Below are 26673 nucleotides of genomic sequence, written 5' to 3'. Positions count from 1 at the left end.
CGGTTTTGCCATCACCAACCCGAAAGGCTAAATGTGCACCGAAGATCCAGATTCCAGCGCAACGAATTAGTGTATAGGAAAAACTCAGGTATGTAAAGACACACCACTCTTAAGGCTTTTTCTTTCCGCGCTAGGGGGCAAGCTCTCGCTCGCCGCTGCGCCAACGCGGCAACAATGTTGCGCCAGATCTAGTGGGGCAACCACAAGCACCGTACCACTAAAAACTCATTCCACCGCAACCCGAACCGCGCTTAATACTCTTAGCTGACACTTTCGCTAGTCATTTCGCTGGCGCTTTTCTTTCCGCGTCGGCGCACATGCTTGTTTTTACGGTCGTAAATTCCCAGCGCCCCAATGACTCCAATAAAGGTGAACACGATACCGATACCCAGTGCCGCCCACCGCGCAATCTCCGCCACGCGGTTGCGTGGGAACGATTTCGCTTCATCGAGTAGCGCCGCGCGGGACTCCTCTGAGATGGAACCATTAAAGACGAATGCCCGCTCGCGGCCTACGCCCTCTCGGTCCGCGTAGTAGTCATCGATATCCATGTCCATGCCCACCACCAGGCCGGTAGCTTGGTCGACGTAGAAATCCGTACTGCCCGAGTGCATCAAATAACCAGGTTCGTGTCCCCCATCTTCCTTGGGGAAAGAGGTGGTATTGCCATCGGCGGCATAAAGCTGCGCTACGTTTGTTGGCTCGATTTCCTGGTGATACCGATACACCGTACGGCCATCTATTTCAGTTTCTTCTTCAAAGACCGCGTCCACTGCCTTGCGCAAGGTGGGGTCAAAGACTGGGTAATTCGTCTTTTCCGCATCCGCCGGGAATTTTAGCCAGTACCCATCGACAGCAACCTTCTCCTCAGGGCTGGCCAAGGTATGGCTCAGGCTGGCCTCTGCCTTTGCCTCACCGCTCAGGCGGTCAATGGGATAGGTCCACACCTGCGCTTGGCTTAAATCATCGAGTCCTTGGCCATCGCCGCGCAGGCGCGTCTCCCCTATGCGCAGCGTCGCAGTATCTTCATCCGAAGGCTCTTGGATGCCCGCATTGATCTGGTAGGTCATCGGCCCGGAATAAGGCGACGTTCCATCCTTATTGACCACTTGGGAATCCGCGGACTCATCCTTAAGAGTCCACGTGGTGTTTTTGAGTTCCAACGGCAGCCGCGGCGAGAAATCCAAAAACGTCGGCGCCGCTACTCCGGCGGCCACCAGCGCAACGCCGAGGCCGAGCAGGAGGACGGAGAAGATGCGGGACTTGGGCAGCATGGTGGCTTATCCTACCGACTCGTTTGTTCAAAACACACTTCCTGAAACGAGATATAGAACTTTTGTAGGATACCCGGACCCAAAAGTGCTCATGTAGATTCTAATTACCGCAAGTAATGCACATCACACTACCGGGAGGTTTTACCTTGCACCACACAGAAGTAGCACCGCGTCTCAGCGCTCAGACAGCACGGGAGATTCTAAACCAGACAGAACACCCCACACCACGACTCAATCACAAGCTGGACGCCTTTGTTAATGATTACAAAATCAAGGCAGCAAATCACGACGTAAAAAAGGACTTTTAGCTACCCCCTGTGGATGCAAGCCCCTCAAGCATGCACCCACAGGACCCCGCCATATATCTATGACGATCCTTATAGACAAAAATATCACCATAAGACTTCAAGGCCCAAGCAACGATTTTCAGCGAGAATTCCGCCACAATCACCCCGAATCGCTTCCATCAAAAAGTGTAGTCTTCATAACCCGCCAAGATGACCGAGAATGTGACCTCCTGTCGCTGATTCTCGCCAGCCAAAACATTGGAGTCGTACGAATTGACAGCGACGGCGAACTCAGTAAAGAGCTATTACCAATAGATAACTTCGGAAGACTGGTTACGGAACATGGCAACACCACGGTGGCAGTAGCTTGGATCCGCCATTTTTCACGCGAATCTATAAAAAATGTATCCTGCGTTAAAGAGGAAATAATTTATATCAAAGATCAGGCAATATCCTACATACAAACGCTTGAAGAGATTGCTTTATTTAGCGTAAACCAATTTTGTAACGCTCGGTCACGGCTTGCACAAATTCAGCTCGCCAATTCTATTGGGCTTACTACCCCTCAAACGTCAATTGGATATGAAGCGGCGTTTCCCTTTTCAATTGCCAAACCGATTGGCCCCCACTGGGTAGAACCGACTCCGGGAACACTTCTTGGAGCTATGCCTAAACGTTTGAAGCTAGATCAATCAACTCGTGATGAGCCGGTACCTCTCCTATTCCAGAAGTATATGAACTCAGAGTATGAGCTCCGCTGCTACGTAATCGACCAAGAAGTTATCGTTTTCCGAGTATCGGGATATGACAATGCAGACGACCTGTGGCAAGAGAACAACGGCGTGAGCGTATCTCTATATAAATCTACCCAAAGATTAAAAGATATTCTAATTGAATACTCCCAACTATCCGGTTGTAATTTATGTGCCATCGACCTCCTAATACAAGGAGGTGACCCAATATTTCTTGAATGTAACGTTTGCTTCGATTGGCTATTCTACGAAGACCGAGCTGGCACGAATCTCGTCTCCAACGCCATTGCTAGATATTTACAAAGGACTTTAAACGATGCTTAGAATAGCGACAGTGGGCCATTTTCGGTTCAAGGGACCGCATCTCGTTTGGGACGACCCTCTAGAGCAAACTCAGACAATCTTAAACCAGAAGGCAAGGGAGGAACTCTTCCGCTTACTAGATAGTCAAACTATTAGTGGAGTAACGGTCGTGTCTAGCGAAGATTCATTTCCGGAACTCCAGAACTTAGGGGTACTACAGCATTTTTCTAATGAACCCCCCAATACCGAATGCACGGTTCTAGATATGTGGCCCGATACTCCTCCGCTCGCGCGCGACTACGCATTTGCCAGCGGAGTCCGTTCCGACGAGACAATCGCTCAACTAGATGAGCATCACCAGCATTTAAGGGAAAAACTCGCGCTCACCGGCCCACCGCATCATGTATGGGAGAATCCGATTTTCGCCAAGCAAGAATTGAACCTTCCGCACGGCGAGACAATAAGCTACACCAGAAGCTTCAAATCTGTTTTGAATTCTCGAAAATCTGCACGTTTTACGAATACAGAGCTAAAATCAATTAGCCTTAGGTCACTAGCATCAATCCTTTACGATTCCGCAAGCTTTTCAAAGCGCCCAACAACAAACGAACAGAAGTCCGGAAACATCCATTTTCGTTCGGCCCCATCTGCCGGAGGATTGTGCTCAACCGAGCTCATTGTCCGCGTTAGTAGATGCGATTCAATCGACGATGGTTATTATTTATACCACCCGAAAAACCATTCCTTACTGTTTCTCAATCATCTAGAACCCTATAAGGAATGGAAGACCGCGGTTGGGAAACAATCGCATGTCGTGGATGCCCCAATACATTTTATTACTGTTGGTGATCCTCGAGTCATATCCTGGAAATACGAAAGTCTAAACTCGATTCGAACGCTCTGGCTAGAAATTGGGCACCTTAGCCAAGTTATTCAAATGGTTGCTACAGCCACTGACCACCTCTCTCGGGGCATTTCTCTCTTTCGGGAAGACATTATCGCTGACAACGCGGGACTAGATTGGCGATCTTTCCTCTGGGGCATGCTAATTGCAGTTGGGCCTAGGGACGACTGAGATGGCTTTGTTATAGGAGGAGCATTGAATATAAATGAAGTTGATCGCACCAACCCAAGTGATTTTAGACTATTCCTGTGGTCTGACCTCGTGGCTCAGATAGCCGGGGTAGGAGCCGGGCTTGCTATTCCGGTGGTCACTCTACGCTTGAGCGATAGCCTTACCCTTGCCGGCCTGTATGGAACCATCACCGGAATAGCTGCACTGGCAGGCGGAATCATCGGCGGCTCTCTTGCGGATATGTGGCGCCGCAAGCCACTCATCATTGTGACCAACGCTCTGGCCGGGGTACTCAACCTCGCGTTAGCGAGTCTCATCCTATCCGGAAGTTTCTCCCCCATGGTCTTCGGTGCGCTTCTCGGGAGCATGATGTTCTTTTACCGGATAGGTCAAGCTTGCTCCGACCCTTGCCTGCCCCAGCTCGTTGAGGAAGAACAGCTCGCCGCCAAACAAGGGCTCATCCAAGCACGTCTGCAATTTGCGGGACTCATCGGCCCCACTGTGGGCGGCGCGCTTCTAGAAGTCAATGTGGCACTGCCCTTCGTGTTTGTCGGTCTGGCAAATATCCTCACCATTGTCTTCTTCCTCTTCATCAGGGCTCGCCTAGACCCCACAAAGAAGGCAGGGAACAAGCTCCTACGCACGACGAAGGAAGGCTTAGCCATCGTGGCTCGCGCGCCACTACTTCGCGGGCTCATTGCCATGCAAACACTGTCGAACTGCGCAATTAACGGCTCGCTGTTCATGGCGGTCCTCATACTGGAGGAGGGGAATAACCCTGGATGGGTAACGGGACTAGCCCGCACGTCCATAGGCCTCATCGGGATTGTGGGGGCTTTGTCGACGGGTTGGTTGCAGAAGAAGTTCTCCTTCGCCACCCTTCAGGTAGGCACATGCGCCTGGGTTGCTGCATCAATCGCCTGTGGTGCCCTGCTCAGCCCCAGCCTGTTGATGATCATCCCCTTAGGGCTGTCTGTTCTTACAGCCCCAGCCGCCGGCGCGGTAACCTATGCCGCACTCCACAGGCTTCTGGCAGAAGAAACTTTTGGCCGAGTCACCAATATCCAAATGAGCACCGTCGTTTCACTCTCTAGTGTGTGGTCGACCCCGCTGGCCGCATTGTCTCATCGCTGGACCTTGACCACTGGTTTGTGGGCCAATGCGCTCGCCGGGCTCCTCGCTATCGGGCCCGCCCTTATCTTTGTGCGCCGAGCCGATCGCGTCCTTGCGCAAGCAGACGCGAGGGAGAAAGGGAATTCCCCTAGCCACTCATGAGCGCAAGTCAACTGTTCCTATGAATGAGACTCGGCTTCTTCTTTGTGATTCCACGGAACGATGGCGCTGACATCAGTGGTCTGGCGAGTTTTCCACAGATCGTATTCCTCTTGAGTCCGAGCCAGAACTCCGCGGAATTCCCAAAGTAGGACGACCAGCGCAAGGCCATATCGGCGCTGATACCGAGCGCACCGCGGGTGATTTTGCAGACTTGAGAGCGGGTAGTGCCAATGTCGTTGGCCAGGCGATACTGGGTAATTCCGCAGGGTTTGAGGAATTCTAGGAGAAGAATTTCTCCGGGATGCGGAACGGGAACAACATCAACATGAGTGCGTGCTTCAGTGGTAGTCGATAAAGTCAACGCCAACAGCTCCTTCGGGGGCCTAAACGACAGGATGTGTTGGTGAAGTTATATGTTTAGCCGGTCTGGCGTGCTGGTATTAGGATTATTTCACTTATCCGGAGGCATAACGCAGCCTCGGACCTGAAATACCGCCGGGGGGCATGCTGATGTGCTAGGTGCCGAGGGAGAGTGTCAGGAAAGTCGGCCCGGCAACACGCAAGGTCATCGAAGAACTCATCGCGGCGAAAGCCATCTCGGCCGAGGGCGTCAGGAAGTTTGTGTGTGAGGCTCTGATCTAGAAGGAGTTTCACAGATAATGACTACTGTGTCACCGAAGAAAAACCATGACCCGGCGAGGGTCAACGACATCAGTGAGAAGCTGATGGAAAATCCTTAAGCTCGCCAGCTTGATTGGCGTGCTGTCGATGTCCACCGATGACGCCAGCGAGCTGGTCAAAGGCCTGTTGCAGGCTTCGATTAACGCTGGTCTGCAGGCAGAGATGGATGCGCATTTGGGCTATAGCCATTCCGAACGCAAGGCCAAAGCCCAGGTGGAAACCGCACAGAGCAGCAATCACCGCAACGGGTCGTACACCAAAACCGTCAACTCTGGCTACGGCGCGGTGGAAGTGACCGTGCCCAGGGATCGCGCCGGCACGTTTACTCCCCGGATGATGCCCAAGGGCACACGTCGGCTCACAGAGCTCGACGACATGATTATCTCGCTGTACGCCGGCGGGATAACCGTGCGCGATATGTGCCACCATCTCGCAACCACCCTCGGTGTGGATATGAGCCCGGATACGATCAGCACCATTACCGACGCGGTCTTGGAAGAGGTCATGATCTGGCAAAACCGCCAGCTCGACGAGTTCTATCCGGTGATCTTCCTCGACGCGCTACGCGTTAAAATCCGCGATGGCCACCGCGTGGTCAACAAGTCCTGCTACATGGCGGTTGGTGTCGACATGGACGGCATCAAGCACATCCTGGGATTGTGGATCGCGGACAATGAAGGCGCCGCATTTTGGGCATCGGTGTGCGCGGATCTGGCTAACCGCGGTGTCCAAGACGTGTTCATCGTGTGCTGCGACGGGCTCAAAGGCCTGCCGGAAGCCGTGGAGGCAACCTGGCCGAATTCCATGGTGCAGACCTGTATTGTGCACCTGATTCGGGCTGCGAACCGGTGGGTGTCCTACCAGGACCGCAAATCAGTCTCCCGCACACTGCGTGAGGTCTACACAGCCGCTAACGAGGACACTGCACGTGCCAGCCTGGATGCCTTCGAGGCCAGTGAACTTGGCCGGAAATACCCCCAGTCGGTCAAAGTCTGGCGGGGCGCATGGGAGCGGTTCGTGCCGTTTCTGCAGTTCCCACCAGCGGCGCGGCGAGTGCTCTACACCACCAACTCGATCGAATCGCTCAACGCCCAACTGCGTAAAGCTACCCGTAACCGGGGTCAACTCCCGAACGATACTGCCGCACTAAAGACGCTGTGGCTGATGATCTGCGACATCGAAGACAAGCGCGCTGCCCAGCGAGCGAAGAAAACAAAACGCGACATTGAAGGCAACGGCTGTATTGAAGGAGCGAAAGCCACCGGGTGGAAACAAGCCATCAACCAACTAGCCGTGGCCTACCCCAACCGATTCGCGGAATACTTGTAAACCAAGCCCCCACACACAAAGAATCGGACACTCTCAATGGAATAGCCATCCGGCTATTCCACCGCCGCAAACGTCCAAAAAGTCACTAGACATCACAATTCTAGAGCACATCCTGCCGATGCGAAGCGCCCTAAGTTTCGTATCGAGACCCTGTCTTGACTTCCATTTCCAGAATCTTCTGTCCACTTCAACAGGAGTTCGTTATCTCGAGCTCTTGTGGAGGGCCTTACCCATACACAACGATGGGTGGGTCCGTCCATTGAAGTACTCCGTTGGACTACGTTTTCCGACGGAGACAAAGGCTCCGTTGCGAACCCAATTTTAGTTGTCCGGAAAGGGTACGACAAAGCAAAAGTTCAAGTTTGCCCTGCGGGAGCAATACGATGACTACCGGTTGATTACACCGTATATATTAGCCGCAAATAACTGCGCTAACCCGGCACCAAAAGAGGATGATAGGGAAAATATTGCTACTATCAACGCTCTATTGTCGTCCGATCCTGCGTTATATTGCGTATCCCAAGCAACTACAGTTGCAATCGTCTGCCCTGTGTGAACTAGGACGATAACAATCACCATGACGAGGAAAAATGGAATCAGTGCTATGGAGAACAAAATAGCGGTTGACAAGATCGAGAAAGCAATTATGCCGATTCCGATCGCTATGGCAATACGAGCCCTATTCGTCAACTTATTAAACACTCCGTCGGTATTGGAAATCATTTTATGGATCACGTTATTTATTAAGATTCCAATAATTGAGGAGAAGCCGAGAAGCCAAGACGCTTTATTTCCCCATAGGCTAATAGCGTAGGGAGCAATTGAACCACTTACAGCGACGACAGAGAACGATACAAGGAGAGCTAACCACAACTTCCAATCGTTAAACGAAAGTGCTTTCCACATCGAACTTAGCCTTTTCGTTTCCCCTTCGGTATCTGGGATTTCCGAGAGCCTAAAAGTCGAAGCAGCACAGAGGCTGTACGCGACAATGCCACTGCAAGCTATCAGAAATTCCATCCGAAGCTGCGCCAGAGCCCCAAGGGAAACTGTTATAGCCCCCAGGAAGACGACTGTTAGAGTCATGGTCCGCAGCTTCGCCTTAAATTCAAGTAACTTTTCCCTACTGAGGTACAAAGGGGGAAGCGTCCCGCGCAGAGGAGAGACAAGCCTACCTAGGAAGAATAGGAGGAGGATACACCCAAAGATGCTTCCTGCATTTTTTGGAGCGAAGCCTAAATAGGCGTAACACAGAATTTGCAAAACCTGGACTCCGGCCAACAGCCTCACGGCACCGAACAGGTCTGCCATTCTTGCCATCACTAACGACGTAATCGTTCCCAGTGATATACCTAGCCCTACAGCGCGCATACTATCACTTGCACTTAGGAACGATATTTCTGCGGTATAATACCCGATACCAGCAGTAAAAAGTGAAGTTGCAAAAGCATCAGATATCACATTCAGCGATATCCAAAATTCGGGCCTACATTTAATCTGAACCTTCATTTGAAATCCGCTCTTATAAATCCCGCTAAGACCAGCTGACCGGATCCCTCACTATCCAGTTCCTTTATATTTTATCTAAATATTTGATTACTGAACTTCCATTCCAAGACACCTCGCGTGGATTCCCATAAAAGGAAACACGACATCTCAGCATTGCGCTACTGCATATAAGATGTATAGCACTCTCGCATTACCAAGACAAGAACTTTGATAAATATTCTTTAAATATAACTATATTTAGATTAATTCATGGATCACTCTTAGAAGCTCTTCCGCATTTTATACCAAGTGTGTATATTGGAGTCGCACGTATCGAACCAGTTTCGAATACAAACTACAGGTACATCGGCTAAACTTCAGGTTTCCTACAAATCGCGGGTGCATCGTAGAGCTACCTATTGGTTGGGCAGCTAATTCTTTATTGTTAACGGTTGGGCCGAAGTAGGTTTCGAAGTCGAAGGGATAGACCATACCCAGTGTTTCAGCGTCGGCCCCGATGGTTGTAGACCACTTCAATCCGGTAGGCCGCAGCCAGACGATCAAGTCCGGAATCCTGGAATTACACTGGGATTGAATCGTTGTCACCGGCAAAATCAAGCGGTGAGTTCCTTTCGATCCCTTTCCAATGTCCCCTCGGTGTTCTCGTTTATTTTGGGCTCCCCCACTAAACTCAAGGGACCCGCAAAACGGGAGAAGCCCCCATCTCCCACCGCATTTAGCGCGGTAAGAGTGGGGGCTTCGAAAGCGTGAAGCTCAGTTAAATTACTTGAGCTCGACGGAAGCGCCAGCCTCTTCCAGCTTGGTCTTAGCAGCCTCAGCGTCGTCCTTGGAAGCGCCTTCGATGATGGCCTTAGGTGCACCCTCAACCATTTCCTTAGCTTCCTTCAGGCCCAGGCCGGAGACAAGCTCGCGGACAGCCTTAATAACGCCGATCTTCTTAGCGCCAGCGTCGGTCAGAACGACGTCGAACTCGGTCTGCTCCTCAGCAGCGGAAGCGCCGCCCTCAGCCGGAGCGCCCGGTGCAGCAGCGGCAACCGGTGCAGCAGCCTCAACGTCGAAGACGTCCTCGAATTCCTTAACGAACTCAGACAGTTCGATGAGGGTCATTTCCTTGAAAGCTTCAATGAGCTCGTCCTTGGTGAGCTTAGCCATGATGGCAAGTCCTTTCTGTGTTGTGTGCTTGTTCTCCGGTGATGAGGTAGCAAGCACGGTGTTTTATGTGTGCGTCTGTTGTGACGACTTAAGCTTCTGCTTCCTTCTTGTCCTGCAGAGCAACAACGGTGCGAACCGCCTTGGTTGCAGGAGCGTTGAAGACAGCGGCTGCCTTCGCCATAGAACCCTTCATAGCGCCAGCCAGCTTTGCGAGGGTGGTCTCGCGGTTGTCCAGCTTGGCGATGGCCTGAACCTGCTCCGCAGACAATGCGTCGCCGTCCATGTAGCCACCCTTGATGACGAGTGCCTTGTTGTCATCAGCAAACTTGGTGATGATCTTCGCAGCATCTACTGCCTCGCCCTTGATGAACGCAATTGCGGTCGGGCCAGTCAGCAAATCATCAAGACCTTCGATGCCAGCTTCGTTGGCAGCGATCTTGAAGAGGGTGTTCTTGGCGACGGAGTAGTCAACGTCAAAGCCCAGGTTGTTACGCAGCTCCTGCAGCTGGGATACGGTCAGGCCGCGGTACTCAGTCAAAACGACGGAGCTAGAATCGGCCAGCTTCTCCTTCAGCTCTGCCAAGTCTGCAGTGTTCTTTGGGTTTGCCATTGTCTCTCGCCTCCTTCCAAAACATCTCTTTTATTTTCCGCTGGGGCCTTCCAAAAAGAAAAGCCCCGTGCAAGAGCACAGGGCGTGCGACATGAGAAATGCCGCGAAATGCGCAAAGTGTCTCCTGCGTGGGCCGCCTCCAGGGTGGAGAACTTTCAATCCTTAGTGGATGACCAACGGTCTTCGGTGAACTTTGACTCGGCCACAAGGCCGTTCAAACTTCACAAGAGATACTACCGTGCTTTCCTCGTATTCCCAAATTGCCCAGCCGCGTAGGCTATCTAGTATGACTTCCCTCATGTGGTTTCGCGATGACCTGCGCTTATCCGATAACCAGGCCCTTACCCGCGCCGCGGAGTCCGCCACCGATAAAAACGGTTCAAAGCCAGAGTTAGTGGCCGTTGTCCTCGATGAGCCCGCCTACCCCAGCACCCGGCCGCTCGGTGGCGCCACTCACTGGTGGCGGGAGCGTTCGCTCCACGCCCTAGCGCAGGAGCTTGCCTCCCGTGGGGTGAAGCTTCTGCGCGCTACCGGCGATGCCCGCACCGTCATTCCCCGCATCGCCCGCAAGGTTGGCGCCGATACCGTCACCTGGACCCGCCGCTACCACGGCCCACTGCGCGAAGTCGATGCCAGGGTCAAAGCAACGCTTGCCGATGCCGGAATTAACGCCATCTCCTGCCCCGGTTTCACCCTCGTGGAGCCATGGGAGGTCACCAACGCCCAGGGCAACCCTTATAAAGTCTTTACTCCCTTCGCGGCCGCCGCGCGGTCCCAGCTTGCTGATGAGGAACCGCTGCCAGTACCGGAATTGCTGGCGGGGCGGGAGATGGGGACATCGGCAAGCAGCAGTTGGCCCAACCCCAGCGCCGATGAACCGCAGTGGGCTGCGTCGCTCGCCCAGTATTGGACTCCCGGAGAGGCCGGTGCGCGCGAACGCCTAGCCCAGCTCGACTTAGCTCACTACGCCGAGGAGCGCGATATACCCGCGCGCAACGCCACGTCCCTGCTCTCGCCGCACTTGCGCTTTGGCGAGGTATCCCCGCGCGAGGTCTGGGTGGCCGCCGCCGAGGAACCCGACGCGGAGAAATTTCAGTCCGAGTTGCTGTGGCGCGACTTTGCCTGGCACCGGCTCTACCACCTGCCCGATCTGGCCACCCGCAACGTGCGGCAAAAATTCAACCGCTTCGACTGGTCCTGGAATGACCCGCGGCTAAAGGATTGGCAGGAGGGTACGACGGGCATCCCGCTTGTCGATGCCGGTATGCGCGAGCTCTGGCACACCGGCTACATGCACAACCGCGTGCGCATGGTGGTGGGTTCGTTTCTTACCAAGAACCTGGGCGTCCATTGGCGCCTAGGCGAGGAATGGTTTTGGGACACCCTGGTGGATGCCGATGCCGCCTCCAATCCGTTTAACTGGCAATGGGTGGCCGGCTGCGGCGACGATGCCGCACCCTTCTTCCGCATCTTCAACCCGGAAACCCAGGCTCAGCGCTTCGACCCGGATGGCGCGTATATACGCCAGTGGGCACCCACACTATCGGCCCCGCCCATCGTGGACCTCAGGCAGTCGCGCCAGGCGGCCCTCGAGGCCTACGCCGAGATCAAAGACGCAGACTAACGCCCAATACCTAGGCCCTTCGTTTACACCGTAGGGCCTGATGTTAGATGCAAAAAGACCCCAAGGAAAATCCTCGGGGTCTTCGTTCACGCGCAATGCGCTATCACCGTCTTAGTCGGTGTAGCCCTTCTGCACGGAGCCGTCCACAGGAATGCCTGGGCCGGAGGTGGTGGAGATGGTAGCGCGCTTGACGTAGATGCCCTTTGCGGAAGCAGGCTTCAGGCGCTGGATTTCATCCATGAGGGCGCCGTAGTTCTCAGCGAGCTTCTCAGCATCGAAGGAGGCCTTACCAAGGATGGCGTGCAGGTTTGCAGCCTTGTCCACGCGGAAGGAAATCTTACCGCCCTTGACCTCGCCAATTGCCTTAGCAACGTCGTTGGTCACGGTGCCGGTCTTCGGGTTAGGCATGAGACCACGTGGACCCAAGACGCGGGCGACGCGGCCAACCTTGGCCATCTGGTCCGGGGTAGCGATGGCAACGTCGAAGTCCAGGTTGCCCTCGTTGATCTGCTCGATCAGCTCGGAGGTACCGACGATGTCAGCGCCAGCTTCCTGTGCTGCGGTTGCCTTCTCGCCCTCAGCGAAGACGGCAACGCGAACGTCCTTACCGGTGCCGTTAGGCAGGGAGACAGTACCGCGCACCAGCTGGTCAGCCTTGCGTGGGTCAACGCCCAGGCGGAAGACGACATCAACGGTGGCGTCGAAGTTCTTGGAGGAGGTCTCCTTGGCCAGCTTTGCGGCCTCGATCGGACGGTACAGGCGGGACTTATCTACTAGTTCCGCAGCGGCCTTATAAGCCTTAGACTTGGTGCTCATTTAACAATTCCTTTTCTGGATTGGCGTGGTATTTGACGGGCCGAAGCTGGCCCTACCACATAAAGTTTTTACTTCTCCGGTGCGCCATCGATGTTAAGGCCCATGGAGCGGGCGGTACCAGCGATGATGTGTGCGCCGGCCTCGATATCGCGGGCGTTGAGGTCCTCGAACTTGGTCTGTGCAATTTCCTTGCACTGATCCCAGGTGACGGTGCCGACCTTATCGGTGTGTGGGACACCGGAGCCCTTCTGGACGCCTGCGGCCTTCAGCAGCAGCTTGGCTGCCGGCGGGGTCTTCAGCTTGAAGTCGAAGGAGCGGTCTTCGTAGACGGTGATCTCAACAGGGACCACGTTGCCACGCTGGTTTTCGGTAGCGGCGTTATAAGCCTTGCAGAATTCCATGATGTTGACGCCGTGGGCACCCAGTGCCGGGCCAACTGGCGGTGCCGGGTTAGCGGCGCCAGCCTCGATCTGCAGCTTGATGAAGCCAGATACCTTCTTCTTAGGAGCCATCGAATTACCTCTTTCCTGTGGTACCGGACCTGCGTCACGATGAATAACGCGGCCCGTCCGGATGCTCACCTCAGTGGGCCACCGGAGGATGAAACGATTTACGCGTGCGCACGCAAAAGGCGCACGGCGTTCCAGTCTAGAACACCGTGCGCCCTGCACAAAATCATTTTTTAAGAAATGCGCTCGATTTCCGTCGGCGACAACTCCACTGGGGTTTCGCGGCCGAAGATGGAGACCAAGCCCTGCATCTTGCCGGTTTCCGGGTCGATTTCGGAAATGGTGGCAGATACGGCAGCCAGCGGGCCGGACAGGATGGTAACGGCCTCGCCCACCTCGAAGTCGTGGGCGTATTTCTTGGCCACTTCCTTCTCTGGCATTTCGACGACCTGCTCGCCCTCTTGCTCGTTCGGGGCGGCCTCGCCCTTGGTGGCGGGCGCTTCATTCGGCATGAGGAACTTAGCCACATCGCGGGTCTTGACCGGCGTCGCGTTGCCTTCATTGCCCACGAAGGAGGTCACGCCGGGGGTTTCGCGGATGACGGACCAGGCGGCATCGTTAAGCTCGGCGCGCACCAGGACGTAGCCCGGCAGCAGCTTGCGCTTAACAATCTTCTTCTTGCCGTCCTTGTTTTCCATGATCTGCTCGATGGGGACGACGACCTCAAAGATGGAGTCTTCCACCTCAAGGGTCTGGGCACGCATGTCGAGGTTGGTGCGCACCTTGTTCTCGTAGCCGGAGTAGCACTGGATGATGTACCACTGGCCCGGCTGCTTCTTCAGCTCGCGGGTGAAGTCGCGCAGGCGCTTGCGGTAAGCGGCGTCCTCGGCCTCTTCCTCGGTTTCGGCGGACTCCGCTGGGGCAGCCTCTGCGGACTCCGCGGCGGACTCGGCTTCTGCCGCGGGGGCATCGGCAAGCGCAGCGTCTGCGTTGTTGGTGCCATCCTCAGCCGGCGCTGCGGCCTCCTCTTGGGCGTCCTCGACTGCGCTGGCGTGCTCTGCAGCCTGCTCCTGCACGTTGGACTGCATGGCCTCCTCTAGGGAGGTTCCTGGGTTTTCGACGTTATTCTCGTCGCTCATGAGTGGTACTCCAAAATGTCATCGGCGCGTGTTGTAGAACCAGCCTACCCGCGGCGCGTGTGGGCAAAAAGTATCCCGCCGTTCCGGAGTGCGGAAACAGCGGGATAAAAGATTATGGGGTCATTCTAGCTAATTAGTCAGAATCTTCTCAACTCCGAGGCCAGCCAGGGTATCAACGCCCCAAACCAGCGCGGTCATGACAATCAAGAAGGCGAACGTAATGAGGGTGTACTGCAGCATCTCCCCACGAGTGGGCCAGACCACCTTCTTCATTTCAGAGACAACCTCCCCGGGGAATGCGGCGATGCCGCCACCCGGGCTGTCGGTGCGGTTTTTATCCTCAACGCGGACAACGTTCTTCTTCGCCGAGTCCGTGGAGGTCGTGGAAGCCGCACCAGAAAGCTGACGCTTACCGGTGGGACGCGGGGCCGCCGAGCCGTTCGGCTGCTGCTCATCGCTCACAGCTAACCCTCCTTGGGAAATGAATTCTTTTTCTAGGCATGAATCTCCGCCCAGACATAACTTTGTCAACCCTAGCAAAAGCTGCACGGGCAGGAAAGCACGCCAGGCGGGTACGCCACATCTGTGACAAAAATATCCCCGCCACCTGGAAAACCTGGTGACGGGGATTCTTGCAGGGGCGACAGGACTCGAACCTGCAACCTACGGTTTTGGAGACCGTTGCGCTACCAATTGCGCCACGCCCCTATTTTGTTATCCGTGACGCTTGAACGTCACGCGCCGATGACCTTACCAGATCCCTAATTCCGCACGGAAACCAGTGCTCCGTTAAGGCCATAGGCACGGTAGTAAAAAAGCGCCGCAGTGGCGCTTTTCTTTCCCGGTAGCGATGGCGAGAATTGAACTCGCGACACAGCGATTATGAGTCGCTTGCTCTACCACTGAGCTACACCGCCATGGTGAACACCTTCATCCTGCAGGAAGATATTTCCTCCAGACATGAATGGAGCCCCCTGACAGAATCGAACTGTCGACCTTTTCCTTACCATGGAAACGCTCTGCCGACTGAGCTAAGGGGGCATATCCCAGCATCAAGCACGTCAATATTTCGTTGTGCTCTCCGTTGCGGACTTCAATAATGTAACCTGCCACCTCCACTTTGCACAAATCGCCACGTCAGCGCCCATAAGTGAGCAAATTTCTGGGGCTTAGACGATGGTGGTCCTGCCCGCCCGGTGTGCTTGAATGAAAGACATGCTGGATCATAAAGACTGTCTTTCTCTCGACGCCGCGAAGCTCTACTACAACTCCAGTTTTTCGCAGGCGGAGGTGGCGGCGCACCTGGGAATTTCCCGGCCGACGGTCTCCAAATTGCTCACCCACGCCGCCGAGCGCGGCTTTGTCACCGTGAGTATTACCGATCCCCGCGAGCAGTCCGATGAGCTGGTTTCTGCGCTCTGCGAGCGCTTTTCGCTTGCCGATGCCCGCGTCACCGCCACCCCTCCCGGCGGATCCCTGCTCGCTGATCTAGGCAGCGCTGGCGCCGCCCTACTGGAAGAGCTCATTACCGATCACACCTCGGTAGGCCTTTCCTGGGGCGAGACCATGTCCGCGGTGGCCTCCCATTTACGCAAGCGTCCGCTAGAGGGCGTGGACATCGTCCAGCTCAAAGGTGGACACTCCCACTCGGAGCGCTCCACCAAGGATCTGCAGACTATGCAGGCATTTACCCAGGCCTTTAATGCCGAGGCACACCTACTCCCCCTCCCGGTCATCTTTGATTCCGTCGAGGCCAAGGAGTGGGTCGTCCGCGACCGGCACATTTCCACAATCCTCGATATGGGGGCGTCCGTGGACGTGGCGGTATTTACCGCGGGGGCCATCGAAAAGGAGTCCCTGGCGCTGAACCTGGGCTATCTCACCGAGGAAGAAAGTGAGGAACTTCTCACCAATGCCGTAGGCGATGTCTGTTCCCGCTTTTATACCGCCGAGGGCGCCATCGCCTCCCCCGCCGTGGATGCGCGCACCGTCGGCATCGGCTTGGACGATTTAACCCAACGCCCCACTCGCGTACTCGTGGCCGGCGGACACACCAAAACCCGCGCCATCAACGTAGCCCTTGAGATGGGCTTGGCCACCCACCTTGTAACCGATCAATCCACAGCTCACAGGCTATTGGAGCATAATTAACATAAAACGCGTCACACTGAGGGAACATTTGTTAACCATCCCATTGACATTGGTTCCGGGCGGACTAGACTAACCCATGTACACACCCGAAGTTCACATGGAGGAGCACGTCAATGTCCGCCACCGACATTTCCACCCCGCACATCAACCCGCACGGCGCACCAATCGCAGAGACCATCCTGCTGCCCGGTGACCCACTGCGCGCGAAGTTCATTGCTGATAACTTCCTCGAAGACACCGTCCAATTCAACGAGATCCGCAATATGCTGGGCTTTACCGGCACCTATAACGGCAAGCAGGTATCCGTCATGGGCACCGGCATGGGCATCCCGTCCATCGGCATTTACTCCTGGGAGCTCATCCACAAGTTCGGTGCGAAAAAGCTCATCCGCGTCGGCTCCATCGGCGCGATGCAAGAGGACATCGAATTGCACGATGTCATCGTTGCCTCCTCTGCCTCCACCGATTCCAACTTCCTGTCTCAGTATGACCTGCCAGGTACCTACGCCCCCACCGCATCGTGGAAGCTGCTCAAGGCGTTGGTCGATGAATCCGAGAAGCAGGACCAGCACATCCACGTGGGCAATATCCTGAGCTCGGACATCTTCTACAACATGGACCAGACCGTCAATGACCGCTGGGCACACATGGGCGTGCTCGGCGTGGAGATGGAATCCGCAGCGCTCTATGCCACCGCCGCCGAGGCCGGCGTTGATGCCTTGGGCCTGTTTACCGTCTCCGACAACATCGTCACCGGCAAGCAGCTTTCCGCTGAAGACCGCCAGACCGCCTTCCGCACCATGGTGGAGCTCGCTCTGCCACTCAACGCGCTGGATTAATAAGGACCCCGCCGCCATGCTGAAAAAAGTTAAGGCCACCCCGGGTGAGCGCACCCAGGTAAACCCCAAGGCCGCCGTCCCCATCCTGCTGTTCGTCTTCGTCTTCTCCCTCATCATTGACAATGGTTTCAAGACGATGACCATGCCGATCGCGGAAGCGCTCGAAATTTCCGATAAGACCGCGTCACTGCAGGCCTCCCTGGCCGGCGTGATCATTGGTATCGGCGCCGTCGTCTACGCCGCCTTGGCGGACTCCATCTCTATCCGGAAATTGATGCTTACCGGCATCGTTTTTGTGGCCGTGGGTTCCATCCTGGCCTTCGTCTTCTCCGGTTCGTGGGCCATGGTATTAACCGGCCGCCTGATTCAGACCACCGGTTTGGCCGCCGCTGAGACGCTATACGTCATCTACGTAACCAAGCACTTGAGCGAGGATGATCAAAAGACCTACCTCGGATTTTCCACCGCCGCCTTCCAGGCCGGCTTGCTCATTGGCGCGCTAACCTCTGGGTTCATCTCCACCCACGTGTCCTGGACGGCAATGTTCCTCATCCCGCTCATCCTCCTGCTGACCATTCCACCCATCATTAAGAATGTGCCGGAAGATGAGGCCGTGGAGAGCCACTTGGACGCGCTAGGCCTGTTCTACGTTGCCCTCTTCGCCAGCGCCCTTATCTTGTTTATGCAGGAATACACGTGGTACTGGCTTATCCTTGCCATCGTTGGTGTTGCCGCTTTCATCGTGCACATCAAGAACGCGAAGAACCCCGTGGTCACCCCGGAGTTCTTCACCAACGGCCGCTATGTGTGGACCATCGTCATGGTGCTCTTTGTCTATTCCACGCAGCTGGGCTTCATCTTCTTGCTGCCCTTCGCAGCCCATGACATGCACGGCATGAGCCTGGATCAGGCCTCGCTCTTGATGGTTCCCGGCTATATCTGTGCCATCCTCGTCGGCATCTTCTCCGGCAAGATTGGCAAGGTCATGTCCTCTCGCGCCACCATTTACACCGCCTTTGGCATGGTTGCCGGCGCACTCTTGTTCGCTGCGTTCTTCGCGCAGGTTCACGTTTCCGTGCTCATCATCGCCATCGTGGCCTTTGCCAGCGGCTTTGCCCTGATGTACGCCCCTCTGGTCAATACCGCTTTGCGCAATATCAGCGCAGCCAAGTCTGGCATCGCCATTGGTTTCTACAACCTCACCATCAATATCGCCGTGCCCCTGGGCATTGCCTATACCGCCAAGCTGCAGGAATCCACCAGCTACACCACCACGCTGTTGGTCCTCACCTTCATCGCCGCCATCGGCTCTGGCCTCTATGTGGTCTCTGACCTCAAGATGGCCCGTAAAGAATCCGCTGCTATTTCTTAAAGGAGAAAATCATGACTTCTCGCACTGACGTTGCTTCCTATATCGACCACACCCTGCTCAAGCCGGAGGCCACCCCGGAGCAATTCCGCGCCCTGGTAGAAGAGGCCACCGAGCTTGGCACCTACGCCGTGTGCGTCTCCCCTTCCGCCCTGCCGCTCGAGACCCCAGAGTCCCTCCACGTCGCCACGGTCGTGGGCTTTCCCTCCGGCGCCGTCAAGCCGGAAATCAAGGCCGCTGAGGCCGCCCGCGCGGTTGCCGATGGCGCCGAAGAAGTAGACATGGTCATCAATATCCCGCTGGCCATCGAGGGCCGCGCCGAGGAGCTGCAGGCAGAAATCCAGGCCGTGCGCGATGCCATCCCAGGCAAGGTGCTCAAGGTCATCATCGAGTCTGCCGCGCTTTCCGATGCCGCCATTGTCCTCGCCTGCCAGGCTGCCGCTGCCGCTCAGGCGGACTTTGTCAAGACCTCCACCGGTTTCCACCCCGCCGGCGGTGCCTCCACCCACGCGGTCAAGCTCATGCGCGAGACCGTGGGCGACAAGCTGGGCGTGAAGGCTTCTGGTGGCATTCGCACCGCCGAGGATGCCCTCGCCATGATCGAGGCCGGCGCCAGCCGCCTGGGGCTGTCCTCCTCCGCCAAGATCCTCGAGGAGCTTTAAGCCATGTCTGTGGATAAGACCTTCGATATCGAGTACGCCCGCACCTGGGCCGAACACGATCCGGATGCGGACACCGCCCGCCAAGTGCTGACTTGGATTGAAGAAAATAACTCCGAAGAACTCGCCGCCGCCTTCGCGGGTCCCCTGAACTTTGGTACCGCGGGCCTGCGCGCTGCCGTGGGCGCGGGCGAATCCCGTATGAACCGCGCCGTGGTCATCCGCACCACCTACGGGCTTATTACCTGGCTCAAGCAGCAAGTCAATACCCCGGTCGTGGTCATCGGCTGCGATGCCCGCCACGGCTCCGCACAGTTCCAGCGCGATGCCGCGCAGGTTATCTCCGCCGCCGGTGGCAAGGCCCTGGTCCTGCCTGCACAGAACCCAACCCCGCTGACCGCTTTCACGGTCCGTTCCCTGGGCGCGGACGCCGGCATTATGGTTACCGCCTCCCACAACCCGCCTGCCGATAATGGCTACAAGGTGTACCTGGGTGGCCGCGTTGCCACCGGCCCGGACGAGGGCGTGCAACTTATTTCCCCAGCCGATAAGGAAATCGCCGCCGCCATTGCTAAGGCCCCCTATGCCGACGAGGTCCCGCTCACCTCCGATCACATCGAGGACGTCGATACCCGCGCGGAGTACCTCGACCGCACCGCCGCGTTGGTCGGTGACAATACCGATATCACCATTGCGCTGACCGCCATGCACGGCGTGGGCGCCGAGCTGGGTAAGGAACTGCTGTCTCGCTGCGGATTTACCGTCTCGCTGGTGCCAGAACAGGCCGCTCCTGACCCAGATTTCCCCACGGTTTCTTTCCCCAACCCGGAAGAGCCCGGCGCCCTAGACCTTGGCATCCAGCATGCCGAGAAAATCGGTGCCGATATCCTTATCGCTTACGACCCCGACGCCGATCGCTGCGCAGCCGCTGTGCCTACCGATGGCACCTGGCGCCAGCTCAGTGGCGATGAAACCGGTGCCTTGCTTGGTGATTACCTCGCCCGCCGCGGCGCTACCGGTAACTTCGCCAACTCCCTCGTATCGTCCCGCCTGCTCGGGCGCATCGCCGCGCACTACGGCCTCGGCCACGAGGAAACCCTGACCGGTTTCAAGTGGATCGCCCGCACCCCGGAGCTGGCCTTCGGCTACGAAGAAGCCATTGGCTTCTGCCCCGATCCCAACGCTGTGCGCGATAAGGACGGCATCTCTACCTCCGTGGTGCTCGCCAGCCTCGCCGCCGAATGCAAGGCAGCCGGAAGCAGCCTCCTGGACCGCTTGGATGATATCTACGCCATGGTTGGCGCCCTCCACACCCAGCCGCTGACCTTCCGCGTCGAGGACTTGAGCCTGATTACCCAAGCAATGGACAAGGTCTCTACCACCCCACCGACCGAGCTCGCTGGCTCCCCGGTATCCAAGGTGGAAAAGTTCGCACAAGGCTCGAAGTTCTTCACCGAGAATGATGACCGCGTCATCGTTCGTCCCTCCGGCACCGAGCCCAAGCTCAAGTGCTACCTAGAGTCCCCCGACGCCGGTCGCCTCGATGCCATCGCGGCCGATCTGCGCGATTACTTCGGGCTCTAATCCGCCCGCTTACTGAAGACAGTTTTATGGGCCAGCAGGATTTCGCCACCATAGTGCGAATCTGCTGGCCCATACGGCTTTATAAGGCGGTCTAGAGCACAAGGGCTCTTCTTTCCCTACGCGGGAAACGCCCAACCTGGGCGAGCCCTGGTGCCATCAGGTCGATTACTTAACATCCAAGTATTCGACTAGTTCTTCCGCGATCTTTTTCGCACCCGTTGGGCCAAGGCCCAAGAACCAGAGGTCATCGCTGACACGGAAGGCCTTGCCATCCTTCACCGCTGATAGATTCTTAAATTGTTCGGATTCGACAATTTTATCCTCACCAGTGGCCGATGGATCACCATAGCTGGAGTAAAACAGGTAATCTCCGTCTGCTTCAGAAATGGACTCTGGAGAAATCTCCGCTGCCAGCTCATCAATGTCCTGGTTTTCTGGGCGAGCCAGTCCTGCATCGCGCAGAATGACACCGATAAGGGACTTATTGGCGTACAGGCGGATCTTGTCTGGCATGAATCGAAGCATGGAGACCGTCGTGTCCTTCGGCATTTTCTCCTTGATTTGAGCCAAGGTATCCGCATAGTCGTTGAGGATATCGACGGTTTTCTCCTCTTCACCGAGCGCGTCACCGATCAGCCGGAAGTCTTCCTTCCATGGATATCCTGGGCGAATAGCCAACACGGTCGGCGCGATATCGGAAAGCTGCCCGTAGAGATCGTCCACGCGCAGCTGGCTGCCCACAATGAGATCAGGCTTTAGCTCCGCGATTTTTTCGACGTTCACCTCTTGAATGGTGCCAACCGAAGGTACGTCTTTCACCTTGTCAGCCAAGTAATCCGGCACTGGATTCGCACCCTTAGAGGTAACCATGCCTACCGGCTTAATCCCCAAGGACAGCACAGAGTCGAGCTCACCCATATCCAGCACCACTACGCGCTCTGGCTTCTCTTTAACCTCAGTTTCACCATTGGCGTGCTTGATGGTGCGCGGGAATTGGCCCGGCTCAGCGTCAGTTCCCAACTTGGCGGTTTCTTCATCTGCGGTACCAAAGCGCTCACCACTATGGGAGACGCTTTCATTGCCCGGACCGCCCTTGGAGTCGTCATTTTCGGCGGCACTGCAGGCAGACAGTGATAAGGCAATGGCGACGGCGGCAGCCATGCTTGATAGCAGGCGCTTTTTGTTGAACACTATTTCTGACATAATGGTTAGCCTAAGCTAACTTACTTATTTGTTGAAAATAATATGACGCATACCAAATCAACACTCCCCCCAATGGGTGTACCGAATGCTCGTCACCGCAGGTGGCGGGTCGGTGCCTTCCTTGCACTTGCACTTCTGCTAATGGTGCTTCTGATTGTGCTCAGCCTATTCATCGGCGCGCAGTCTTTTAGTCCCTCTGAAATAGTCGCAGGCCTCCGCGGTGGCCCCGGCAGCAGCACGGCTGGAGATATCCTCTACGAGCGACGAATCCCACGCACCGTCGCCGCCATCCTTGCGGGTACTGGGCTCGCGGTCGCCGGCTGCATTCTCCAAATCATCACCCGAAACCCGCTGGCAGATACCGGAGTATTCGGTATGAACGCCGGCGCCGCCTTTGCGGCCGCGCTCGCACTTAGCGTGTTCGGACTATCTTCGCCCATAGCTTTTACCGCCGCCGCCTTGATCGGCGCGAGTGGCACCATGCTATTAGTTGCGCGCCTAGGACGTGACGTGTCTGGAGCCATTGATCCGCTCCGTATCGTCCTTGCCGGCGTGGCGTTAAGCGCTGTGTTCGAAGGCCTTTCTGAAGGCATGTCGCTCCTAGATCCGCAAGCCTTCGCCCGAATCAAGGCGTGGATGGTGGGCAGCATGGATATAGCCGCTACCACCCCGCTTTATCTCATGGGGTGTGGATTGGCTATCGCCGCAGTGATGCTGCTTTTCCTAGCACCCCGCCTGACCGTCCTGCCGCTAGGTGAACACGCTGCAGAAGCACTTGGCATCAACGTAGCCCAAACCCGCGCGCTGGCCCTCTTTGTTGTATCTTTGCTCGCCGCAACAACCACTGCCGCAGTCGGCGTATTAGCATTTGTCGGCATGCTTGTCCCCCACTTGGTCCGCCAAGTGGGCATCACCAATGAGCGCGATCAGATTTGGATTAGTGGGTTAATCGGTCCAAATCTGCTTCTCTTCGCCGACATCATCGGGCGGCTTATCTTGCCCGGCGAATTACCCGCCGGAGTAACCGTCGCGATAATCGGTGCTCCTTTCCTCATTTTCCTTGCACAACGCAAGCAGGTGGTTCTATGAGGCCCACAGAACTAGACGCCACGAGGACCGCTACCACCTCGGTACGCACCATCGCTGCGCGATACCGCCGCCGCGAAACAATTGTGCTTTTTGTGGGCATCGCCGCTGTCCTTCTCGCTGCCGTCGTAGCGCTGACGTACCCTGGCGCAGGACTAGATCGCGTGTCGGCCTGGCAGGCGCTTATTCACCCCGACTCCGGCTTCGGCACCACCGTAATCTACGAATGGCGCTTGCCCAGAGTCACCGCTGCCATCGTGGTAGGGGCTGGCCTCGCTATCGCCGGCACACTTTTTCAGACCGTAACCCGCAACCCACTGGGTTCGCCCGACATCATTGGTTTTAACACCGGTGCCTATACCGGGGTGATCGTGGTGAGCTACTTAGGGTTTAGCAGTTTTATTAACGTCGCATTAGGAGCGGTGATCGGAGGCGGGATCACCGCGCTGATCATCGTCGTCCTGGCCCTGCGCAGACAGGTAAGCGGCATGCGACTCATCCTGGTCGGTATCGGAGTCTCCCTTACGCTCTCCGCGGTCAACCGTTACCTCATCTTGAGCGCAGATTTGGACACGGCCATGGCTGCGGCCACGTGGGCTGCTGGTTCGCTCAACGGCATTGAATGGATTTTTGTCGGCCCAGCGGCCATCGTGCTGGCACTAATCATCGTGCTAGCTTTCACGTTGAGGTCGCGTTGCGAGGCCCTAGAGCTTGCCGATGACACCGCCTACTCCCTCGGCCTAAATGTAACCCGCACCCGCCTTGTTCTAGTGTTCCTCTCTGCCCTTTTAACAGCACTGTGCACCGCGCTGGCCGGTCCGATTTCTTTCGTAGCCTTAGCGGCACCACACCTGACAAGGTTCCTTACCGGTGGCCAACGAGTCAGCCTCCCTGCTGCTGCACTTATCGGCGCCACCTTGCTATTGGTCTGCGACATCATAGGGCAACAGCTTTTCCACCCCACCATGCTTCCGGTTGGCGTCGTAACCGTCACCTTGGGCGGCACGTATCTGATCATCCTCATGCTCTTCGCGCACCGCACCTACCGCAGGTAATTTTGAAAGGACTTTTCCCATAATGGCTTTCCCAGATTCAGACAGCGATGGAGACATCGCGGTAGCAGTACAGGGCGCTACCATCACTTACGGTGACTTCACCGCCGTAAACAACGTAAGCGTGGACTTCCCACGCGGAAAGTTTACGTGCATTATTGGCCCCAATGGCTGTGGCAAATCCACGCTTCTGCGCGCTATGGCGCGAGTATTGCCCACAGAAGCAGGCACTATTTCCTTAGAAAACAAAGAGATTGATTCTTTCGGCCGCAAGGAATTATCGCGGCGCATCGCACTCATGGCCCAAGATGCAATAGCCCCTGAGCATCTCACCGTGACGGAACTGGTAGCGCGTGGCCGGTTCGCACACCTGGGAACGTTGGGACAACGCAGCAGCCAGGACTTCGACAAGGTATCCCAAGCAATATCGACGGTGGAACTGGATTCACTGGCTGACCGCAGAATGAATGAATTATCAGGCGGTCAACGCCAACGCGCTTGGTTGGCTATGGCACTAGCCCAAGACACCCCGGTGCTCTTACTAGATGAGCCCACAACCTTTTTGGATTTGGGCTATCAGCATGACTTGCTCACTGTGGTGAGAAACCTCAGCGAAAACGAGCACAAAACAGTCATTGCCGTAGTACATGACCTCCAGCAAGCGATACGATTCGCAGACCACATAGTTGCCATGCAAGGTGGTGAGCTGGTGGACCATGGCAACCCTGAAGACATCGTTACCGCAGAGTTGATTGAACAACTTTATGGCTTACCCGTCGAGGTCACCAGAGCTGGACGCCAAGGGCGCACAGTTATCGTTCCAGATTAGGACTTAATGACAGAATATGTTGTTGATTTTGCCTCGTTAGAGGGGCTGAACTGGCGCTATTGGTCCTGTTGCGACCTTTTGTGAGGATAGGTGGTCCTCCGCGGGGAGAGAGGACTTGACCGTATCCGGCTGGAAACAAACCATCAACCAAATGGCCGTGGACTTTACCAACTGCTTCGACAAATACCTGTAAACCCAACCTCACACACAACTTGACACGCGCGCCCTAGGAGATAACAAAAGCCAGAGCCCAAGTCTGGGAATAAACCCCAGTTATTTCTTTGATGTAAGATGCTGCGAAATGGTGCAGGGCAAAAATCTTGCCACTCATTGAAAAGTGGAGTGTGGAGTATGAAAACTGAGTGGAGCTCATCAGCTTTCGGGGGCTATATGAATTCTCTTTTGAAAAGATATTTCGCCGAAAAAAACGTAATTTCCCCCCGAGGCTGTCGAGCTTAGAGCAGCCTGGAGAACGTCCCGGTTCGTCTACTGCGTATTTTCTGTAAAATCCACCCGAGGGATTGCGTATCTTGGTATGGAATTGCCCCCGATACCGAGTACTGGAGGTGTCTCTTCGGAGGAAGATACCGCTGCAAAAGGTTGGGCAGATAAACTTGCTGGCGAGTACTTCGCCGGGGATTTGGACTACGACTCAGGAGATAAAATCGAGTGGCTCGGGAAAGCTAGCAACAACGTTCCTCAGCATTTTATGGAATTGACAAGGATGAAAGCAGACAAAAAGGAAGACTCAGAGCTTTATATTCCGCTAACGAATCACGGCTAATCATTTCTTGAGACTCATAATTTTTAGTCCAAGCCCTTTTCCATGTTAAACCATTGAGGATTAATACATCATTTTTCCTCATTATCCGGCCATACCGTCACTGCTTTGTATGTGTAGTAGACACATGCCACGAATACAACAATATTTCCAAAGATGATCCACTGCGGTATATCATTCGGCAGAACTATCTCTAGAACAGCACTCACAAAGCACATCATTGCAACGTTTGTACTCAACGCAATGATCAGCATTCTACGTCCAAGACCCATTTTTATCCCTTACTTTTTCGTGTTACTTATATTTATCCGCACCGGTCAGCGGCTATTACGATAGGACCAGATCCGGTTGCCATGGTAGCCGCAGCCATCGTAGGCCCAATAGGGACTGTGAGCGGCGCGGACGCGACTTCGAGTGCGGATCCCACAGTTGCTGCGCCCCCTAGAAGGACAGCCCCCGCACACCCAGCAGCAGACCGAGCCTGAATGAGAGTTACGCCAACCAACTCTGGATCAACATTCGTCGAGTACTTTGCAGTGATCTGGTCGCCCCCCAACCGAGTATTCGATGTTTACTTTCCCTCCAGTGTTGAGAGTCTTTGAAGTGAGCAGAGCTTCTTCTCCGCTATTCGGGCTTTCTACAAACACCGTGTCTGCTTCTTTACGATCAATACTATTTACTACTTCAGCGGAGTATCCACTCTTATCAGTTTCATTGATAAGGAAAACCTCCTTCTAAATTCCCAAATAGGAAGAAACTCAGGTAAATGATAAAAAATTCGATTGCCCTTCGCAAGACATAACTGGAATATTCCCTTTTGTCGTTTGGCCCAAGCCGATGGAGTC

The 26673-nt window shown here is 55.6% G+C and carries 23 protein-coding genes, 3 tRNA genes and 1 pseudogene; 14 read left to right on the top strand and 13 right to left on the bottom strand.

Annotation, left to right across the window (positions count from 1 at the left end):
* Window positions 1-260: 260 nt before the first annotated feature.
* A complete protein-coding gene (locus HMPREF1287_RS10295) occupies window positions 261-1274 on the bottom strand; it encodes a DUF3068 domain-containing protein (RefSeq protein WP_023016722.1) in 1014 nt (337 codons plus the stop codon).
* Window positions 1275-1641: 367 nt separating this feature from the next.
* On the opposite strand from HMPREF1287_RS10295, the gene HMPREF1287_RS10290 reads away from it, so the two are divergent.
* The 3 genes from HMPREF1287_RS10290 to HMPREF1287_RS10280 all read left to right on the top strand — a co-directional run bounded on the left by HMPREF1287_RS10290 (window position 1642) and on the right by HMPREF1287_RS10280 (window position 4966).
* Window positions 1642-2637, top strand: coding sequence for a RimK family alpha-L-glutamate ligase (locus tag HMPREF1287_RS10290; protein WP_023016721.1), 996 nt, complete (start codon window positions 1642-1644; stop codon window positions 2635-2637).
* A gap of 148 nt (window positions 2638-2785) precedes the next feature.
* Window positions 2786-3691 carry a SagB/ThcOx family dehydrogenase gene (locus tag HMPREF1287_RS10285; RefSeq protein ID WP_232218869.1) on the top strand — a complete coding sequence of 302 codons (906 nt, stop codon included), beginning with the start codon at window positions 2786-2788 and terminating at the stop codon, window positions 3689-3691.
* 90 nt (window positions 3692-3781) lie between these two features.
* Entirely contained in the window at window positions 3782-4966 is a 1185-nt protein-coding gene (locus HMPREF1287_RS10280; protein ID WP_198010372.1) for an MFS transporter, read from the top strand.
* 7 nt (window positions 4967-4973) lie between these two features.
* Here the strand turns inward: HMPREF1287_RS10280 and HMPREF1287_RS12355 are convergent, their stop codons facing one another.
* A complete protein-coding gene (locus HMPREF1287_RS12355; protein WP_232218867.1) occupies window positions 4974-5327 on the bottom strand; it encodes a HigA family addiction module antitoxin in 354 nt (117 codons plus the stop codon).
* 298 nt (window positions 5328-5625) lie between these two features.
* On the opposite strand from HMPREF1287_RS12355, the pseudogene HMPREF1287_RS10275 reads away from it, so the two are divergent.
* Window positions 5626-6976, top strand: a pseudogene (locus HMPREF1287_RS10275) (IS256 family transposase).
* Window positions 6977-7363: 387 nt separating this feature from the next.
* Here the strand turns inward: HMPREF1287_RS10275 and HMPREF1287_RS10270 are convergent.
* The 3 genes from HMPREF1287_RS10270 to rplJ form a co-directional block, all read right to left on the bottom strand.
* Window positions 7364-8485 carry a hypothetical protein gene (locus HMPREF1287_RS10270; RefSeq protein WP_023016717.1) on the bottom strand — a complete coding sequence of 374 codons (1122 nt, stop codon included), beginning with the start codon at window positions 8483-8485 and terminating at the stop codon, window positions 7364-7366.
* Window positions 8486-9247: 762 nt separating this feature from the next.
* Complete coding sequence (gene rplL, locus HMPREF1287_RS10265) at window positions 9248-9637, bottom strand: 50S ribosomal protein L7/L12 (protein ID WP_005276856.1); 390 nt, start codon at window positions 9635-9637, stop codon at window positions 9248-9250.
* Window positions 9638-9725: 88 nt separating this feature from the next.
* Window positions 9726-10247 carry a 50S ribosomal protein L10 gene (gene rplJ / locus HMPREF1287_RS10260; RefSeq protein ID WP_005276854.1) on the bottom strand — a complete coding sequence of 174 codons (522 nt, stop codon included), beginning with the start codon at window positions 10245-10247 and terminating at the stop codon, window positions 9726-9728.
* Window positions 10248-10533: 286 nt separating this feature from the next.
* Here rplJ and HMPREF1287_RS10255 point away from each other — a divergent pair, with 286 nt between their 5' ends.
* Window positions 10534-11871 (top strand): deoxyribodipyrimidine photo-lyase, encoded by a 1338-nt coding sequence (locus tag HMPREF1287_RS10255; RefSeq protein ID WP_023016716.1) that lies wholly within the window; start codon window positions 10534-10536, stop codon window positions 11869-11871.
* A gap of 111 nt (window positions 11872-11982) precedes the next feature.
* Here the strand turns inward: HMPREF1287_RS10255 and rplA are convergent, their stop codons facing one another.
* The 7 genes from rplA to HMPREF1287_RS10220 all read right to left on the bottom strand — a co-directional run bounded on the left by rplA (window position 11983) and on the right by HMPREF1287_RS10220 (window position 15316).
* Complete coding sequence (rplA, locus tag HMPREF1287_RS10250; RefSeq protein ID WP_023016715.1) at window positions 11983-12687, bottom strand: 50S ribosomal protein L1; 705 nt, start codon at window positions 12685-12687, stop codon at window positions 11983-11985.
* A 68-nt stretch (window positions 12688-12755) separates the two neighbouring features.
* Window positions 12756-13199, bottom strand: a complete 444-nt coding sequence (gene rplK, locus HMPREF1287_RS10245) for a 50S ribosomal protein L11 (protein WP_023016714.1) — start codon at window positions 13197-13199, stop codon at window positions 12756-12758.
* 170 nt (window positions 13200-13369) lie between these two features.
* Window positions 13370-14275: a transcription termination/antitermination protein NusG gene (nusG, locus tag HMPREF1287_RS10240; RefSeq protein WP_005276843.1), complete on the bottom strand. Its 906-nt coding sequence runs from the start codon at window positions 14273-14275 to the stop codon at window positions 13370-13372.
* A gap of 129 nt (window positions 14276-14404) precedes the next feature.
* Window positions 14405-14737 carry a preprotein translocase subunit SecE gene (secE, locus tag HMPREF1287_RS10235; RefSeq protein WP_023016713.1) on the bottom strand — a complete coding sequence of 111 codons (333 nt, stop codon included), beginning with the start codon at window positions 14735-14737 and terminating at the stop codon, window positions 14405-14407.
* A gap of 173 nt (window positions 14738-14910) precedes the next feature.
* Window positions 14911-14983: transfer RNA gene (locus HMPREF1287_RS10230), tRNA-Trp, on the bottom strand.
* 137 nt (window positions 14984-15120) lie between these two features.
* Window positions 15121-15192: transfer RNA gene (locus HMPREF1287_RS10225), tRNA-Met, on the bottom strand.
* Between the two features lie 48 nt (window positions 15193-15240).
* Window positions 15241-15316 (bottom strand) — tRNA-Thr (locus HMPREF1287_RS10220).
* 174 nt (window positions 15317-15490) lie between these two features.
* On the opposite strand from HMPREF1287_RS10220, the gene HMPREF1287_RS10215 reads away from it, so the two are divergent.
* The 5 genes from HMPREF1287_RS10215 (at window position 15491) to HMPREF1287_RS10195 (ending at window position 20877) form a co-directional block, all read left to right on the top strand.
* On the top strand, window positions 15491-16426 hold the full coding sequence (locus tag HMPREF1287_RS10215) for a sugar-binding transcriptional regulator (RefSeq protein WP_034653776.1): 936 nt from the start codon (window positions 15491-15493) through the stop codon (window positions 16424-16426).
* Between the two features lie 113 nt (window positions 16427-16539).
* A complete protein-coding gene (gene deoD / locus HMPREF1287_RS10210; protein WP_023016711.1) occupies window positions 16540-17265 on the top strand; it encodes a purine-nucleoside phosphorylase in 726 nt (241 codons plus the stop codon).
* Between the two features lie 16 nt (window positions 17266-17281).
* Entirely contained in the window at window positions 17282-18637 is a 1356-nt protein-coding gene (locus tag HMPREF1287_RS10205; protein ID WP_023016710.1) for an MFS transporter, read from the top strand.
* 11 nt (window positions 18638-18648) lie between these two features.
* Complete coding sequence (gene deoC, locus HMPREF1287_RS10200; RefSeq protein ID WP_023016709.1) at window positions 18649-19296, top strand: deoxyribose-phosphate aldolase; 648 nt, start codon at window positions 18649-18651, stop codon at window positions 19294-19296.
* Window positions 19297-19299: 3 nt separating this feature from the next.
* Window positions 19300-20877, top strand: a complete 1578-nt coding sequence (locus tag HMPREF1287_RS10195; RefSeq protein WP_023016708.1) for a phospho-sugar mutase — start codon at window positions 19300-19302, stop codon at window positions 20875-20877.
* Window positions 20878-21042: 165 nt separating this feature from the next.
* Here the strand turns inward: HMPREF1287_RS10195 and HMPREF1287_RS10190 are convergent, their stop codons facing one another.
* On the bottom strand, window positions 21043-22080 hold the full coding sequence (locus tag HMPREF1287_RS10190) for an ABC transporter substrate-binding protein (RefSeq protein WP_023016707.1): 1038 nt from the start codon (window positions 22078-22080) through the stop codon (window positions 21043-21045).
* A gap of 141 nt (window positions 22081-22221) precedes the next feature.
* On the opposite strand from HMPREF1287_RS10190, the gene HMPREF1287_RS10185 reads away from it, so the two are divergent.
* The 4 genes from HMPREF1287_RS10185 (at window position 22222) to HMPREF1287_RS12745 (ending at window position 25831) form a co-directional block, all read left to right on the top strand.
* Window positions 22222-23169 carry an iron ABC transporter permease gene (locus tag HMPREF1287_RS10185; protein WP_084519514.1) on the top strand — a complete coding sequence of 316 codons (948 nt, stop codon included), beginning with the start codon at window positions 22222-22224 and terminating at the stop codon, window positions 23167-23169.
* Window positions 23166-24221, top strand: coding sequence for an iron chelate uptake ABC transporter family permease subunit (locus HMPREF1287_RS10180; protein ID WP_023016705.1), 1056 nt, complete (start codon window positions 23166-23168; stop codon window positions 24219-24221). Before HMPREF1287_RS10185 ends, HMPREF1287_RS10180 begins: the two co-directional genes overlap by 4 nt.
* Before the next feature lie 22 nt (window positions 24222-24243).
* On the top strand, window positions 24244-25047 hold the full coding sequence (locus HMPREF1287_RS10175; RefSeq protein WP_023016704.1) for an ABC transporter ATP-binding protein: 804 nt from the start codon (window positions 24244-24246) through the stop codon (window positions 25045-25047).
* Between the two features lie 535 nt (window positions 25048-25582).
* Window positions 25583-25831, top strand: coding sequence for a hypothetical protein (locus HMPREF1287_RS12745; RefSeq protein WP_023016703.1), 249 nt, complete (start codon window positions 25583-25585; stop codon window positions 25829-25831).
* Window positions 25832-26673: the final 842 nt, after the last annotated feature.

It is taken from the genome of Corynebacterium sp. KPL1986 (genome assembly GCF_000477975.1).
Lineage (GTDB): Bacteria > Actinomycetota > Actinomycetes > Mycobacteriales > Mycobacteriaceae > Corynebacterium > Corynebacterium accolens.
Note: the sequence above shows the minus strand (reverse complement) of the source record. Positions and strands in the feature narration are given on the sequence as shown.

What these genes read in the sequence shown, in the direction of transcription:
- rplA (WP_023016715.1), bottom strand. Translation starts at nt 12,687, where the DNA reads ATGAGCACCAAGTCTAAGGCTTATAAGGCCGCTGCGGAACTAGTAGAT.
- HMPREF1287_RS10295 (WP_023016722.1), bottom strand. Translation starts at nt 1,274, where the DNA reads ATGCTGCCCAAGTCCCGCATCTTCTCCGTCCTCCTGCTCGGCCTCGGC.
- HMPREF1287_RS10175 (WP_023016704.1), top strand. Translation starts at nt 24,244, where the DNA reads ATGGCTTTCCCAGATTCAGACAGCGATGGAGACATCGCGGTAGCAGTA.
- HMPREF1287_RS10185 (WP_084519514.1), top strand. Translation starts at nt 22,222, where the DNA reads ATGGTGCTTCTGATTGTGCTCAGCCTATTCATCGGCGCGCAGTCTTTT.
- rplK (WP_023016714.1), bottom strand. Translation starts at nt 13,199, where the DNA reads ATGGCTCCTAAGAAGAAGGTATCTGGCTTCATCAAGCTGCAGATCGAG.
- HMPREF1287_RS10290 (WP_023016721.1), top strand. Translation starts at nt 1,642, where the DNA reads ATGACGATCCTTATAGACAAAAATATCACCATAAGACTTCAAGGCCCA.
- rplL (WP_005276856.1), bottom strand. Translation starts at nt 9,637, where the DNA reads ATGGCTAAGCTCACCAAGGACGAGCTCATTGAAGCTTTCAAGGAAATG.
- nusG (WP_005276843.1), bottom strand. Translation starts at nt 14,275, where the DNA reads ATGAGCGACGAGAATAACGTCGAAAACCCAGGAACCTCCCTAGAGGAG.
- deoD (WP_023016711.1), top strand. Translation starts at nt 16,540, where the DNA reads ATGTCCGCCACCGACATTTCCACCCCGCACATCAACCCGCACGGCGCA.
- HMPREF1287_RS10270 (WP_023016717.1), bottom strand. Translation starts at nt 8,485, where the DNA reads ATGAAGGTTCAGATTAAATGTAGGCCCGAATTTTGGATATCGCTGAAT.
- HMPREF1287_RS10255 (WP_023016716.1), top strand. Translation starts at nt 10,534, where the DNA reads ATGACTTCCCTCATGTGGTTTCGCGATGACCTGCGCTTATCCGATAAC.
- HMPREF1287_RS10205 (WP_023016710.1), top strand. Translation starts at nt 17,282, where the DNA reads ATGCTGAAAAAAGTTAAGGCCACCCCGGGTGAGCGCACCCAGGTAAAC.
- HMPREF1287_RS10195 (WP_023016708.1), top strand. Translation starts at nt 19,300, where the DNA reads ATGTCTGTGGATAAGACCTTCGATATCGAGTACGCCCGCACCTGGGCC.
- HMPREF1287_RS10215 (WP_034653776.1), top strand. Translation starts at nt 15,491, where the DNA reads ATGCTGGATCATAAAGACTGTCTTTCTCTCGACGCCGCGAAGCTCTAC.
- deoC (WP_023016709.1), top strand. Translation starts at nt 18,649, where the DNA reads ATGACTTCTCGCACTGACGTTGCTTCCTATATCGACCACACCCTGCTC.
- HMPREF1287_RS12745 (WP_023016703.1), top strand. Translation starts at nt 25,583, where the DNA reads ATGGAATTGCCCCCGATACCGAGTACTGGAGGTGTCTCTTCGGAGGAA.
- rplJ (WP_005276854.1), bottom strand. Translation starts at nt 10,247, where the DNA reads ATGGCAAACCCAAAGAACACTGCAGACTTGGCAGAGCTGAAGGAGAAG.
- HMPREF1287_RS10180 (WP_023016705.1), top strand. Translation starts at nt 23,166, where the DNA reads ATGAGGCCCACAGAACTAGACGCCACGAGGACCGCTACCACCTCGGTA.
- HMPREF1287_RS10190 (WP_023016707.1), bottom strand. Translation starts at nt 22,080, where the DNA reads ATGTCAGAAATAGTGTTCAACAAAAAGCGCCTGCTATCAAGCATGGCT.